The sequence below is a fragment of the Arthrobacter sp. zg-Y238 genome (genome assembly GCF_024385525.1).
Classification (GTDB): Bacteria; Actinomycetota; Actinomycetes; order Actinomycetales; family Micrococcaceae; genus Arthrobacter_B; species Arthrobacter_B jinronghuae.
In genome coordinates this window covers 250,345-263,674 of sequence record NZ_JANFLU010000001.1, presented here as the reverse complement: position 1 = coordinate 263,674, position 13,330 = coordinate 250,345, and the positions used below count along the sequence as shown (strand labels likewise).

General features: G+C 65.5%; 13 protein-coding genes. 3 read left to right on the top strand and 10 right to left on the bottom strand.

Annotation, left to right across the window (positions count from 1 at the left end):
• Positions 1-70: 70 nt before the first annotated feature.
• From NNX38_RS01330 to NNX38_RS01320, 3 genes are read right to left on the bottom strand one after another with little or no spacing between them, the layout of a single operon-like run.
• Positions 71-1,429 carry an MATE family efflux transporter gene (locus tag NNX38_RS01330; RefSeq protein WP_255796357.1) on the bottom strand — a complete coding sequence of 453 codons (1,359 nt, stop codon included), beginning with the start codon at positions 1,427-1,429 and terminating at the stop codon, positions 71-73.
• Positions 1,430-1,475: 46 nt separating this feature from the next.
• Complete coding sequence (locus NNX38_RS01325; RefSeq protein ID WP_255796356.1) at positions 1,476-2,720, bottom strand: MFS transporter; 1,245 nt, start codon at positions 2,718-2,720, stop codon at positions 1,476-1,478.
• Positions 2,717-3,595, bottom strand: coding sequence for a DUF4031 domain-containing protein (locus NNX38_RS01320; RefSeq protein WP_255796747.1), 879 nt, complete (start codon positions 3,593-3,595; stop codon positions 2,717-2,719). The genes NNX38_RS01325 and NNX38_RS01320 overlap by 4 nt, the downstream gene beginning before the upstream one ends.
• A 156-nt stretch (positions 3,596-3,751) precedes the next feature.
• Here NNX38_RS01320 and NNX38_RS01315 point away from each other — a divergent pair, with 156 nt between their 5' ends.
• Both NNX38_RS01315 and NNX38_RS01310 read left to right on the top strand, forming a co-directional pair.
• Complete coding sequence (locus tag NNX38_RS01315) at positions 3,752-4,885, top strand: sialidase family protein (protein WP_255796355.1); 1,134 nt, start codon at positions 3,752-3,754, stop codon at positions 4,883-4,885.
• Positions 4,863-5,201 (top strand): MoaD/ThiS family protein, encoded by a 339-nt coding sequence (locus NNX38_RS01310; protein WP_255796354.1) that lies wholly within the window; start codon positions 4,863-4,865, stop codon positions 5,199-5,201. Before NNX38_RS01315 ends, NNX38_RS01310 begins: the two co-directional genes overlap by 23 nt.
• Positions 5,202-5,318: 117 nt before the next feature.
• Here the strand turns inward: NNX38_RS01310 and NNX38_RS01305 are convergent, their stop codons facing one another.
• Entirely contained in the window at positions 5,319-6,080 is a 762-nt protein-coding gene (locus NNX38_RS01305) for a transglycosylase family protein (RefSeq protein ID WP_255796746.1), read from the bottom strand.
• Positions 6,081-6,747: 667 nt separating this feature from the next.
• Between NNX38_RS01305 and NNX38_RS01300 the strand changes: the two genes are divergently transcribed.
• Complete coding sequence (locus NNX38_RS01300; protein ID WP_255796353.1) at positions 6,748-8,745, top strand: APC family permease; 1,998 nt, start codon at positions 6,748-6,750, stop codon at positions 8,743-8,745.
• On the opposite strand, the gene NNX38_RS01295 is transcribed toward NNX38_RS01300, so the two are convergent.
• The 6 genes from NNX38_RS01295 to rpsF all read right to left on the bottom strand — a co-directional run bounded on the left by NNX38_RS01295 (position 8,742) and on the right by rpsF (position 13,175).
• Positions 8,742-9,356 (bottom strand): cell division protein CrgA, encoded by a 615-nt coding sequence (locus NNX38_RS01295; RefSeq protein ID WP_255796352.1) that lies wholly within the window; start codon positions 9,354-9,356, stop codon positions 8,742-8,744. The two genes, NNX38_RS01300 and NNX38_RS01295, sit on opposite strands and share 4 nt — an antisense overlap.
• Before the next feature lie 54 nt (positions 9,357-9,410).
• Positions 9,411-10,793, bottom strand: coding sequence for a replicative DNA helicase (dnaB, locus tag NNX38_RS01290; RefSeq protein WP_229951200.1), 1,383 nt, complete (start codon positions 10,791-10,793; stop codon positions 9,411-9,413).
• 575 nt (positions 10,794-11,368) lie between these two features.
• On the bottom strand, positions 11,369-11,818 hold the full coding sequence (gene rplI / locus NNX38_RS01285) for a 50S ribosomal protein L9 (protein ID WP_255791275.1): 450 nt from the start codon (positions 11,816-11,818) through the stop codon (positions 11,369-11,371).
• 18 nt (positions 11,819-11,836) lie between these two features.
• Positions 11,837-12,076 carry a 30S ribosomal protein S18 gene (rpsR, locus tag NNX38_RS01280; protein ID WP_007269381.1) on the bottom strand — a complete coding sequence of 80 codons (240 nt, stop codon included), beginning with the start codon at positions 12,074-12,076 and terminating at the stop codon, positions 11,837-11,839.
• Positions 12,077-12,226: 150 nt separating this feature from the next.
• Positions 12,227-12,790 (bottom strand): single-stranded DNA-binding protein, encoded by a 564-nt coding sequence (locus NNX38_RS01275; protein ID WP_255796351.1) that lies wholly within the window; start codon positions 12,788-12,790, stop codon positions 12,227-12,229.
• Positions 12,791-12,824: 34 nt separating this feature from the next.
• A complete protein-coding gene (gene rpsF / locus NNX38_RS01270; RefSeq protein ID WP_227920298.1) occupies positions 12,825-13,175 on the bottom strand; it encodes a 30S ribosomal protein S6 in 351 nt (116 codons plus the stop codon).
• Positions 13,176-13,330: the final 155 nt, after the last annotated feature.

The following is a 13,330-nucleotide window of genomic DNA, read 5'->3' as shown; positions in this document are numbered from 1 at the left end:
GATGCGCCCACTGCAGAGCCTCCGCTTTCACTTTTACGTCATATCGGTGGCCGGTTGGCCACCGTCAAGCTTAGTCGCTCCCTGCACCGGACACGGCACCGGTCACCATCCAGGCGTCCCGCCGGGTCCGCCAGGACAACGTGATTCCGCGTGCGCTCATATAGCCGAGGGCGAATGCCGCCCACAGCCACGCGATCCCTCCGGAACCGGACAGGTCCGCAGCGTGCACCCAGATCAGCAGGGGCAGATAGGCGGCCAGGTTCAGCACGCCGGTGAGGGCCAGGTATCTGGCATCCCCCGCCCCGATCAGCACTCCGTCCAGCACAAACACCAGCCCGCAGATCGGCTGGGACACCGCGAGGATCCACAGCCCGGCGGTCATGGCTTGCTGCACTCCGGCGTCGCCGGTGAAGAGCACGCCTGCCACCGGCGCCACCAGCGCCAGCAGCGCGCCGGTGATAACGCCGAAGCCCACACCCCACACAATCATCCGCCGGGTCAGTGCGCGGGCCGTCGCCGTATCTCCGGCACCCAGTTCCTTGCCGATCATTGCCTGCGCCGCGATGGCCAGCGCGTCCAGCGCGAACGCCAGGAAGGTAAACACGGTCATAACCAGCTGGTGGGCTGCGAGGGATTCCGGCCCCTGCGCGGTGGCTACCAGGACTGTGGCAAGCACCGCGGCACGCAGGCTCAGTGTCCGCAGCATCAGCCACGAGCCGACGTGGGCGGTGGCCCGGATCCCCGCGACCGCGGGACGCAGGGGTACACCGTGGGAGCGTGCCATCCGCGCCACCGCGATCAGGTAGAACACCGCCATGCCCCACTGCGCGATGCTGGTGCCCAGGGCAGATCCCGCCACAGACAGGGAGAACCCGTAGACCAGCAGGTAATTCAGTCCGATGTTCACGGCGAAGCCGGCCGTGGCGACCACCAGCGGGGTACGGGTGTCCTGCAGCCCGCGCAGTACCCCGGTGGCGGCCAGGACCACCAGCATCGCGGTCAGGCCCGGCATTGAAAAGCGCAGGTAGTCGACGGCGTAGCGGTGCACGTCACCGGTGGCACCCATGGCGCTGCACAGCTGCGGAGCGAACAGGTACCCCGCGGTCGAAAGCACCGCGCCTAACAGGACGGCCAGGGCAATGCCGTCCCGTCCTGCCGCGAGCGCCTCAGGCTGCCGGTTGCCGCCGAGGTAGCGCGCCACCGTTCCGGTGGTGGAATAGGCCAGGAAAACCATCAACCCGACGGCGGTCTGCAGCACCGTGGAGGCCAGGCCGACGCCGGCCAGCTGGGCCACGCCGAGGTGCCCGACGATCGCGGAATCCGCCAGCAGGAACAGGGGTTCGGCAATCAGCGCGCCCAGCGCCGGGAGGGCCAGGGCCAGGATCCGGCGGCTGAGCCGCCGGGAGGAAAGGTCCGCTTCGGTCTTCACACCTTCCAGCCTACGTTTTGCGCAGGCCCCGCATCGAAAGCGGGCGCTACTCCCCGCCGTCGTCGTTACTGCGTAGGACCAGGACGGCCACCAGTGCCGCAGCCAGCAGCAGCACCCCGACGAAGAGCACCAGGAACCGCCAGCCGCCCTGCTGGAAGTAGTAGCCGCCCACCCAGCCCAGCAGGCTGGACCCGGTGTAGTAGAAGAGGTTGTAGAGCGAGGATGCCTGCGCCCGTCCCTCCCGGGCGAGGAGCGGAGTCCAGCCGGAGGCAATGGAATGCGCGGCGAAGAAACCGGCGGTGAAGACCAGCAGTCCGGCGACGATTGCCGGAAGGTTGTCCGCCAGGGTCAGGGCAAGGCCCGCCGCCATGCCGCCGAGGGACAGCAGCAGCACCGGCTTCCGCCCGCCGCGAAGCCGGGCCGCCAGGGTACCGGCGGCCCGGGAGGACCAGGTTCCGGCGAGATATGCGAGGAACAGGGAACTGGCCAGGCTCTGGGGCAGCCCGAAGGGCGGCTCGCCCAGCCGGAAACCCAGATAGTTGTAGACCGCCACGAAGCCGCCCATCAGCAGGAAACCCTGTGCATACAGGGCCAGCAGCCGCGGGCTGCGAAGGTTCGCCGCCAGCCGCGCAGCCAGTCCGTGTCCGGGGGCGGCCCGGCGTACGGGCACAAAACCGTGCTGGCGGGGTGCGGTAAGCATAAAAACGGCTGCGGCTCCGGCGGCCAGGAGGCTCACGGCGGCTACACCCACCCGCCAGTTCACCAGTTCCGTCAGGGGTGCGGCCAGGATCCGGCCCGCGAGGCCGCCGATGGTGGTGCCCGAAACGTAGGTCCCGGCAGCCACGGCGGCATGCAGCCTGCTCACTTCCTCGCTCAGGTAGGCCAGCGCCACCGCCGGAATCCCGCCCAGTGCCGCCCCCTCGAGGAAACGGAGTCCCAGCAGCACCGGCAGATTGGGGCTCAGGGGAACGGCCAGGCCAAGCACTACCGCGGCCAGGATCGCCAGGCGCATGGCCGGCAGCCGGCCGAACCGGTCCGCTGCGGCGGACCAGGGAATCACCGTGACGGCGAGTCCGAGGGTGGCTGCGGAAACCGTCAACGCGGCCGAAGACGCAGAGATACCCAGATCGGCAGCGAGTTCGGGCAGGACTCCCTGCAGCGAGTACAGCTGGGCGAAGGTAGCTACACCTGCCGCGGCCAGTCCCACCAGGACGCCGCGGTAACCGGGGCTGCCGCGCCGGTGCCCGGTGAACTGGCCGCTGAACCCGGTCGCGTCATCGCGTCTTGTCATGGCTGGTCAGTTCCCGCCAGTTCCGCAGCAAGGTTGCGGCGGGCCCGTTCCTCCCAGAGCTGCCGTCCGACGGGCGTCCGGTAGAGCGGGTCGGCTGCGGCAAGCTGACGGACCACCCGGCGTCGTCCGGCAGTGAAGTCCTCCGCTGAAAGGTGCGCGTATTCGGCGCGGACGGCCTGCAGATACGCGGCATAGCCCGCTGGTTCGCGGGCCAGCACTGCCAGGTCCGCGTCCGTGAGCAGCGCCCCGTTGCTGTCCGCTGCAGCCGGGTCATGGCGGGCCGTCAGGCGGACCAGCCGTGCGCATTCCGCGGTCTCTGCGGCAGGCACACCCGCGCCGGGCAGCAGCTGCTCGGCCAGCCGGGCCGAGGCATCCTCGTCCGCGCCGGCCCGGCCGGTGTACACGGCGTCATGGAACCAGGCCGCCAGGGCCACGGGCCGGGGAATTTCTCCGCCGGCAAGCAGGTCCAGAGCCTCCAGGACCTGCAGCAGGTGCCTGCGGTCGTGGTAGCGGCGATGCGGTTCATTCCAGAGCTGAAGCAGGTATTCGCCCAGCTCCGGTGTCCCGGGCAGCAGCCGGTTCCACCGGTGGCGCAGCGGGGCGGCAAGGGCAGAAGGACGCTCCCGTGCCGGGATCCGCAGCCCGCTGGAGATGAGGATGCGGACCAGATCGCCGCAGCTGACCGGCACGGCCCCCAGCGACACAAGCGTGTCATAGCGTTCCAGGGGCACGTCGTAGTGGTCGCCGTCGAACGCCCGGTCCGAGATGCCCGCCTCCCGGGTGAACGCGTGCAGCTCGTCCAGCCCGGAGTTGGAAATCAGGTGCGAGAAGAGGGTGTTGTGCGCCGGCCACATCGGCGGATCGATGTAGATCATGGACGCCGGGATTCCGGGTGCAACAACAGCATCCTGTATGTCTATCGCACCCGGGGCAGCAATTTCCATGCGGCGGTGCGCATCCGTTGGGCGTCGGGGCGGCCGGTCTTTGGGAACGCCCTTGTTCCAGGGCACCCCCGGTGCTGGAATAACCGCATGGATGCCGTGCCCGAAGCGATGCCTGCTGCCATGTCCCCCGCCGGATCACCCGGCGCCTCCACCGTGGTCGCCATTGGAACCCGTAAGGGGCTGTGGCTGGCCACGAGCCCCGACCGTCGAAACTGGGAGGTGCGCGGGCCGGAGTTTGCCATGACGGAGGTCCCGTCCCTGGCTTTCGACGCCCGCAGCGGGACCCCTCGCCTGCTGGCCGGTGTCCGGTCCGAGTGGTGGGGCACCAATGTAGCGATTTCGGATGACCTGGGGCGGACCTGGCAGGAACCCGAGCAGGCGGCCATTGCCTTTCCCGAGGACACCGGCGCCTCGCTGGAGCGCATCTGGCAGCTGGCACCGGACAGCGCGGACCGGCCGGGTGTGGTCTGGGCGGGCTGCGAACCGATCTCCGTGTTCCGCTCGGAGGACGGCGGCAAGCACTTCGAACTGGTGCGGGGGTTATGGGACCACCCGCACCGCACCCAGTGGGGCGCCGGCTACGGCGGCCCGGCCGCCCATACGGTGCTGCCGAGTCCAGGTGACGATTCCGTCCATGTGGCGATCAGCAGCGGCGGGGTCTACCGCTCCGATGACCGCGGCCGGAGCTGGGGTGCGTTCAACACCGGCATCATCGCGGATTTTATGCCGGAGAAATATCCCGAGTTCGGACAGTGCGTGCACAAGGTTGCCCGGGACGCGGGCAACCCGCAGCGGTTATACGCCCAGAACCACGGCGGGGTGTACCGCAGCGACGACGCCGGCGGACAGTGGTTGTCCATAGCGGACGGCCTGCCCGCGGATTTCGGGTTCGTGATGCTTGCCCACCCAACCCGCCCGGATACCATCTGGACCATTCCGCTGGGTTCGGCGGGGGAACGCAATCCGCCGCAGGGCCGCCCCGCGGTGTACCGCAGCACCGATGCAGGCGGGAGCTGGGAACGGTTCGACGCCGGTCTGCCCGTTTATGATTTCAACGCCGTGCTGCGCGATGCTGCCTATGTGGACGACGCCGATCCCGCCGGCATCTACTTCGGCACCCGCGGCGGCGAGGTGTATGCCAGCGCCGACGAGGGTGAGAGCTTTCACCTGGTAGCGGCCAATCTTCCGGATGTGCTCTGTGTCCGCGCAGTTGCGGCCTGACGCTCCCGGCCGCAGCGACGTCGAGCTGTTGCTCCCTGCGGCACTGGCCGACGCCGCGGACGGGCGGCGCATGCTGACCCTTCGTCCCGCGCCTGGTGCAGGGACACCGGAAAACGTCACGGTTGCGGATGTCCTGGCGCTCCTGCAGGCGGATTTTGCGGGCGTGTACCGGCGGATCTGTGATGAAACCGGGGAGCTGCGCCGCTATGTGAACCTGTACCTGGACGGAGAGGACGTCCGGGACCTGGAGGGTGCGTCCACCGTGCTGCCCGCCCGCGCGGAGCTTCTGGTCCTGCAGTCAATCGCCGGCGGGTGAGGAAGTTAAAGGAAAGTTAAAAAGGAACGGGCGCTATACGCATTTGCGTAAAGCGCCCGTTCTGCTTCGATTCCCGCACTAAGGCGGAACAGCTACCGAAGACTCACTCTGCCCTAATTAGGCCGGCAGCTGCAGGGTCTGACCGGTGAAGATCAGGTCCTGGTGGATAACGGTGTCCAGGTTGGCGTTGTACAGCGCCTGCCAGCCACCTTCGATGCCAAGCTTCTCGGCGATCCCGGAGAGGGTGTCACCGGACTGGACGACGTAGGTCTCGCCGGACAGGGCCGGGGCCGGGGTCTGAACCGGAGCCACGGCTTCAACCGGGACGCTGGCCGGTGCCGGAGCAACGGTCTGCGGCTGTACGTAGGTCTCGACCGGAGCGGCCTCGACCACCGGAGCAGGCTCGGTGTAGGTCTCAACCGGAGCGGCCTCGACCACCGGAGCGGGCTCGGTGTAGGTCTCAACCGGAGCGGCTTCGGCGACAGGAGCCTGCTCAACCGGAGCCTGGGCAGCCTGCGGGTTGGCAGTAGCGCCGGTCAGGCCCAGCTTGGCGGTGCAGGCAGGCCAGGCGCCGGGGCCCTGTTCAGCCAGGACACGCTCGGCTACGGCAATCTGCTGCTCGCGGCTGGCGTTCGCTGCGTCGCCGGTGCCACCGAAGGCTGCCCAGGTGCTGGGGCTGAACTGCAGTCCGCCGGAGTAACCGTTGCCGGTGTTGATGGACCAGTTGCCACCGCTTTCGCACTGTGCGAGAGCGTCCCAGTCCATGGAGGCTGCGTTGGCCGGAGCGGCCATTCCTACGAGTCCTGCAGCGCCAGCACCGGTGATGGCGGCGGTAGCCAGGCCACGGCGAACGATACGACGGATCTTCTGGTTCTTCATAAGTCTTTTGCTCCCATGGGTTCCACCTGCGCTCATCCCGTCCCCGGGCGTCTGCACGCCGTCGCCTTCCCCAAAGTGATAGAGGTCTTCGTCAATGCCACGCAGCGGCGACGTGCAGTGGACGCGTGGCATCAGGCTTACTGGTTTGAGGCCGCACTCGAATTGGTGCCGGCCGCCGCCGACTTCGATCCAGTCAGGCGGTCCAGCCCTCGATCAGGGCCTTAACCAACGTAGGGGAGTCTTTTATCGAGATCAAATCGATATCAAGTATGCACGAATCGTTATCTTTTCAAGATCCGCACAAACAAGCGCGAGAAGTAGAATCCAAGCCCGGTTTTGTAGTTTTTGTCACAGTCCGGTTTTGGGGGTTTAGAACGCCTTTTCCGTGACCTGGATCATTTTCTCGTGGTGACGAAGGCCACTAAAAGACGGCAACCTCTAACTCCTGGCCGGAATCGATCCCCGCTCCGCCATCAACCGCCTGCCCCGACACCGGATGCCCTTATCAGGCCCCCGCGATCGCGCTCCGATGATGGTGCCCAAGTGCCGGATGGTGCAGGTGGCCCAGCCGGGCATCCAGCCGGGCAGCCAGGCCCGGAGGAGGGCGCAGCCACCGCGTTTTTCCGCTTCTGGACAGTGCAGGCGGACGGGTCTAACGTTGGTCCTCGTGCTCACATTCTTCAATGCGCTCAAACGCATTCTGGTCGGGCGTCCTTACGGCAACGAACGGCTCTCGCACACCCTCCTCCCCAAGCGGATCGCGCTCCCGGTTTTTGCCTCGGACGCCCTCTCATCTGCTGCCTACGCGCCCGATGAGATTCTCCTTACCCTGGCGCTGGCCGGCGTCGCTGCCGTCACCCTCTCCCCCTGGGTGGGGCTGGCCGTCATCATTGTGCTGCTCACGGTGGTCGCCTCCTACCGGCAGAACGTGCACGCGTATCCGTCCGGCGGCGGTGACTATGAAATTGCGAGCACCAATCTGGGCAAGCCCGCCGGCCTGACCGTCGCCTCCGCACTGCTGGTGGACTACGTGCTCACCGTCGCTGTGTCGATGTCCTCCGCGGCGTCCTACCTTGTGACGGCCATCCCCGCACTGCACGGCACCCAGGCCACCATCGCCGTGATCGGCGTCGCGCTGCTGGTTCTGGTGAATCTGCGCGGCATCCGGGAGGCCGGCGCCTTATTTGCCGTACCTACCTACATCTTCATGGCTTCCGTGCTGGGCATGTGCCTCACCGGCTTCCTCCAGTTCCTCAGCGGAAACCTCCGTCAGGCCCCTTCGGCATCCTTCGAACTGGTGCGGGAATCAGGTTTCGACGAAGGGCTGGTAGGGCTTGCCGGCGTCCTCCTGCTGCTGCGTGCCTTTTCCTCGGGCGCAGCCGCACTCACCGGCGTTGAAGCCATCAGCAACGGCGTCCCGACGTTCCGCAAACCCAAGAGCGCCAATGCCGCCACCACTCTGCTGCTCCTGGGCGTGATTTCCGCAGCAATGATCGGCGGAATCATCGCCATGGCCAACCTCACCAAGGTCCACGTAGCCCAGGACCCGGCCACCCAGCTCACAGCCAACGGTTCCCCCGTGGGCGAGGACTACGTGCAGCATCCGGTAATCAGCCAGTTGGCGGAGACCATCTTCGGCGACGGCAGCATCGCGTTCTACCTTGTCGTGGCCGCCACCGGGCTGATTCTGGTCTTTGCCTCCAACACCGCGTTCAACGGCTTCCCCGTGCTGGCCTCGATCCTGGCGAAGGACGGGTTCCTGCCCCGCCAGATGCGCACGCGCGGGGACCGGCTGGCGTTCAGCAACGGCATCATTTCTCTGGGCCTGGGCGCCCTGGTGCTCATCGTGGCGTTTGACGCCGATGTGACCCAGCTGATCCAGCTCTATATTGTCGGGGTCTTCGTTTCCTTCACCGCCAGCCAGCTGGGCATGATCCGGCACTGGACCGGCAAGCTGCGCACCGAACGGGACAAGGACGTACGACGCCGGATGCAGCGTTCGCGGGCGATCAACTCCATCGGCTTCGGCATGACCGCCCTGGTGCTGCTCATCGTCATCATCACCAAATTCACCCACGGTGCGTGGATTGCCCTGCTGGCCATGGCCGTGCTCTACGTGATCATGTACAGCATCCGGGTCCATTACGACACGGTTGCCCGCGAGCTGGCGCTCAGCGCCGACGACCACGGTCTGGCCCTGCCGTCCCGGGTCAATGCGGTGATCCTGATCTCGCAGGTCCACAAGCCCGCCCTGCGCGCCATTGCCTATGCACGGGCGTCCCGTCCCTCCAGCCTGAACGCGATCATTGTGGATCTTGATCCGGAGGACACCCGCCGCACACTGGCCGACTGGGAGCGCCTGCAGATCCCAGTGCCGCTGACGGTCCTCTCCTCGCCGTACCGGGAGACCATCTCCCCCGTGCTGGCGTACCTGCGCGATGCCCGGCGCAACGCGCCGCGGGAACTGTTCGTGGTCTACATTCCGGAGTACGTGGTGGGCCGGTGGTGGGAACAGCTGGTGCACAACCAGACTGCGCTGCGCATCAAAGCCCGGCTGCACTTCGAGCCGGCCATCATGGTCGCCTCCGTGCCATGGCAGCTGGCCTCCAGCCACGATACCCATGGCGAGCCGGCCGGCGGCCCCGGCGCCTCAAGCCGGGGCTAGGCGCGGCCGGCCAGGATCGACCGGTAGGCGTACTCAGTAAGCCTGCCGTCCTGCACGGCCTGCTCCACGACCGCAAAGGAACGCGGACCGGCCTCGTTGCTGTACGGGAAGTGGATAAGCTCTGCAATGAGCTCCCATTCCTCGGTAATGGAGTCGATGAGATCGCCGGGTGTCTCTTCAGCCGACGGGCCTCCGCCCAGAACGGTCCACGCGTCGTCGGGCACCCGGTAGGCCTGCAGCCGGTCCAGGTCCGCCTCGAGTGCCTCCAGCGAGTCGTACTCCGTCTGCGCCACGGGGGGAACGGAGCCGTCCGGTGTCGCCAGCTGGCTCACGAAGGTGCTTTCGGAAGACGGGTAGATGGAGGTGGGGACGGGTTCGCCTTCCTCCAGGTACGCCGGCAGCTGGGACGGCATCCAGTACCAGGCGTCGCCCTGGTCCGGGCCGCCGGGCTGGTCCCGCTCGCTGATCCAGCCACGGGCAGTGAGCAGCGCCTCTGCCTCATCGCTGAAGTAGGCGGTTTCGCCCCGCAGCAGAGCATTGACTTCATGCTCGGCGCGGCGGGCCTGCTTCTTTTTGGAGACGGCTTTCTTGCGGGGCTTGGACTTGGGCATGGTGGATCTCCTGGGGCGGTGGGGGAAGCGGTGGAGGAGCGGTGAACGCGGCGGCTAGAAGCCGCTGCCGCCCTCAACCGCCATGTTCGAGAAGCGTGAGTAGTGGCCCTGGAACCCTACAACGATGGTCTTGGTGGGGCCGTTACGGTGCTTGGCCACAATGACGTCGGCCTCGCCGGCGCGCGGCGATTCCTTGTCGTAGATGTCCTCGCGGTGCAGCAGGATGACCATGTCCGCATCCTGCTCGATGGAGCCCGATTCACGCAGGTCGGAGACCATGGGCTTCTTGTCGGTGCGCTGCTCCGAACCTCGGTTCAGCTGCGACAACGCGATCACGGGAACTTCGAGTTCCTTCGCCAGCAGCTTCAGTGCACGTGAGAACTCGGAGACTTCCTGCTGGCGGGATTCCACGCGCTTGCCCGAGGACATCAGCTGCAGGTAATCCAGCACCACGAGCTTGAGGTCATGGCGCTGCTTCAGGCGGCGGCACTTCGCACGGATTTCCATCAGGGACATGTTGGGGCTGTCGTCAATGAACAGCGGCGCGTCATTCATGCGCCCCATCGTGGTGGCGATCTTGCCCCACTGTTCGTCCTTGATGGTGCCCTTGCGCAGGTCCTGAAGGCCGATGGTCGCTTCAGCCGAGAGCAGGCGCATGGCGATTTCGTTGCGGCCCATTTCGAGGGAGAAGAAGACGGTGGTCATGTTGTTCTTGATGGCCGCGGACCGGGCGAAGTCCAGCGCGAAGGTGGACTTGCCGACGGCGGGGCGGGCAGCGATAACGATCATCTGGCCCGGGTGCAGGCCCTGGGTGAGCTCGTCCAATTCGTAGAAGCCGGTGGGCACGCCGGTCATGCCTTCGCCGCGGTGTCCGGCGGACTCAATCTCGTCCACCGTGCCCTCGATGATGTCCTTCAGGGGCACGTAGTCTTCTGCAGTCCGGCGTTCGGCCACGGCGTAGATTTCGGCCTGGGCAGCGTTGACGATGTCATCCACTTCCATGCCCTCGTTGGAGTAGCCCAGCTGGACAATCTTGGTGCCTGCGCCAACGAGCCGACGCAGAACCGCCCGCTCGCGCACGATTTCGGCATAGAAGCCGGCGTTGGCCGCGGTAGGAACGGACTGGATCAGCTCGTGCAGGTAGGCCGGGCCGCCGATCCGGCCAATCTCGCCGCGCTTGGTGAGTTCATCAGAAACGGTGACGGCGTCGGCCGGTTCCCCGCGGCCGTAGAGATCAATGATGGCCTCGTAGATGGCCTCATGGGCAGGACGGTAGAAGTCGAGTCCGCGCAGGACTTCCACGCAGTCTGCGATGGCGTCCTTGGAGAGCATCATGCCGCCAAGCACCGATTGTTCTGCGACCAGGTCCTGCGGCGGTGTCCTCGCGAAGTCCGGACTTGATGTTGATGCCGGGGAGTCCGTATGCGTGAGCGACACTGTGACCCTTTCAATAAAGGCTAAGACGTTTCGATCCCTGCCCTGCCGGAGGGCTTGTCTATCTCTATCAGCCCGCACTGACTTTCGGCCGGAACGGCGGCGGCGGTGCTGACGGATCCGAGCCGGCGGACATGCGTCTGAAGAAGGGATTCACCGCAACCGTATGCCTCCTTCGCCCTGCCGACAAACGAGTTATCCACAGGTCCTGTGGACAGTCTGTGCATAACGCGGCGTGTCTTGTGCACAGGCTGGGCATAAGCATGTGGATAAATCTTAGTTTTTTCCACAAAAGGGCCTCTGACTAGGGCAAACGCTTGTCCACACCTGTGTAAACAAACTATTTTTCTGCCGCGCCGGGGCGCCGGGGCCGTGTTGACAGGAGCTCCAAACAGGCCTAGGGGTGCCGAAATCCACAAATGTCCCCCGCGATATCCACAACAGCCGCCTCAGCGGACCGTGCATTGCGGAGGGCTGCGGCCGGAGCTGGGAGAAAGGCGGCCGCGGCAGCGGGTCCCCACACAAAAGCACCCCCCGGCCCAGAGGGCAGGAGGGTGCTTGCGTGTCTGCGTCAGACGTTAGCCTGCAACGACCTCGAGGTCGATGACGGCTGCAACATCGTTGTGCAGGCGGACGTTGGCCTGGAAGGAACCAACCGACTTGATGTGCGTCGGGAGTTCAACCTTGCGCTTGTCGATGGCGCCGAGACCGGCGGCTTCGACAGCAGCGGCAACGTCGGCGGGCTTGACGGTACCGAAGAGGCGTCCGGACTCGCCGGCCTTGACGGTCAGCTTGACCGGCTTGGCGGAGAGAGCAGCAGCCTGCTTCTGAGCATCTTCCAGGGAAGCGTGCTCGCGGGCAGCGCGGGCAGCCTTGATGGACTCAACCTGCTTCTCGCCACCCTTGGTCCAGGTCAGAGCGAAGCCGCGGGGCAGGAGGTAGTTACGTGCGTAACCGTCCTTAACCTCGATGACGTCGCCGGCAGCGCCGAGACCGGTTACTTCGTGGGTCAGAATGAGCTTTGCCATGAGTTAGGTTCCTTTCCTTTAGCCGCGGCCAGCGCCGGAGTAAGGCAGGAGAGCAACTTCGCGGGCATTCTTGATTGCCTGGGCGATCTTGCGCTGTTCCTGCACGGAGACGCCAGTTACGCGACGAGCGCGGATCTTTCCGCGGTCGGAAATGAACTTGCGCAGCAATGCTACGTCCTTGTAGTCGATGACAGTGATGTCAGCGGCCTTCAAGGGATTGGACTTTGGTTTGGGCTTGCGAAGTTCAGCCTTAGCCATCGTGGAGCTCCTTATGTCTAGTGGAGCCCGTGGATACATTTTCCACGGGATGGGCTCGACGGCGGTTGCCGTCTGAGGATGGCGCCCGAAGGCGCCGGGTGAAGGGCCGCTTCTCCCGAATGGGGGTAGCCGCTCTTCGAATGAAGAGGTTTAGAAGGGCGGATCGTTCGAATCCGGGCCGCTGCCCCATCCACCGGAGTTGCCGCCCGCAGGGGCGCCCCAGGGATCGTCAGCCGGTGCGGACTGCGCCTGCTGCTGCTGGCCGCCGCCCCAACCGGAGTTGGAGTTGCCGCCGAAGCCGCCGCCGCCGCCGCCGTTGTTGCCGCCGAAACCGCCACCACCGCCGGAGCGCTGGGTGCGGGTGACCTTGGCAGAGGCATAACGCAGCGAGGGGCCGATTTCGTCGACCTCAAGCTCCATCACGGTGCGCTTTTCGCCTTCTTTGGTTTCGTACGAACGCGACTTCAGGCGGCCCTGGCAAACTACGCGGGTTCCCTTGGTGAGGGACTCGGCGACGTTTTCAGCAGCTTCACGCCAGACAGACGCGCGGAGGAACAGCGTTTCGCCGTCCTTCCACTCGTTGGACTGACGGTCGAAGGTCCGCGGGGTCGAAGCAATGGTGAAGTTCGCCACTGCCGAACCGGACGGAGTGAACCGCAGTTCCGGGTCGTTGGTTAGGTTACCGACGACGGTGATTGTTGTCTCGCCTGCCATGAAAGCCTCCTGATATCAGTACGGGTTGCCGAAATTATTCTGCGGAAACCTTTGCAGCGTCCTTAGCGGCCTTCTTGGCATCCTTCTTCGAGATCTTCTGCTCTTCCGGGCGGATGATCTTGGTGCGCATGATGGTTTCGTTAAGGCTCAGCTGGCGATCAAGCTCGGCTGCTGCTGCAGGCGTACCGGTGAAGTTAACCACCGCGTAGATGCCTTCAGTCTTTTTCTGGATTTCGTAGGCCAGTCGACGACGGCCCCAGATGTCTACCTTGTCGATGGTTCCACCATCGTTGCGGACAACATTGAGGAACTTATCGAGCGAAGGCTCGACGGTACGCTCTTCGACCTCGGGGTCGATGATTACCATCAGTTCATAAGCACGCATTTGTGAACCCACCTCCTTTGGGCTATACGGTCACGGCATTTCCGTAACAGGAGGTTCTTTTGCGTTGTCTCCCCCACGGCTTGCAGCTGATCCGCAGCGGGGGGAATCTGCCGACCGAAGCCGACAGCACAGACTTTCCTATCCTATCCGATTTC

Bases quoted from the DNA above. Each gene is read 5' to 3' on its own strand.
- NNX38_RS01325 (WP_255796356.1), bottom strand. From the start codon at position 2,720: ATGACAAGACGCGATGACGCGACCGGGTTCAGCGGCCAGTTCACCGGG.
- NNX38_RS01320 (WP_255796747.1), bottom strand. From the start codon at position 3,595: ATGATCTACATCGATCCGCCGATGTGGCCGGCGCACAACACCCTCTTC.
- NNX38_RS01315 (WP_255796355.1), top strand. From the start codon at position 3,752: ATGGATGCCGTGCCCGAAGCGATGCCTGCTGCCATGTCCCCCGCCGGA.
- NNX38_RS01305 (WP_255796746.1), bottom strand. From the start codon at position 6,080: ATGAAGAACCAGAAGATCCGTCGTATCGTTCGCCGTGGCCTGGCTACC.
- NNX38_RS01295 (WP_255796352.1), bottom strand. From the start codon at position 9,356: ATGCCCAAGTCCAAGCCCCGCAAGAAAGCCGTCTCCAAAAAGAAGCAG.
- rplI (WP_255791275.1), bottom strand. From the start codon at position 11,818: ATGGCAAAGCTCATTCTGACCCACGAAGTAACCGGTCTCGGCGCTGCC.
- rpsR (WP_007269381.1), bottom strand. From the start codon at position 12,076: ATGGCTAAGGCTGAACTTCGCAAGCCCAAACCAAAGTCCAATCCCTTG.
- NNX38_RS01275 (WP_255796351.1), bottom strand. From the start codon at position 12,790: ATGGCAGGCGAGACAACAATCACCGTCGTCGGTAACCTAACCAACGAC.
- rpsF (WP_227920298.1), bottom strand. From the start codon at position 13,175: ATGCGTGCTTATGAACTGATGGTAATCATCGACCCCGAGGTCGAAGAG.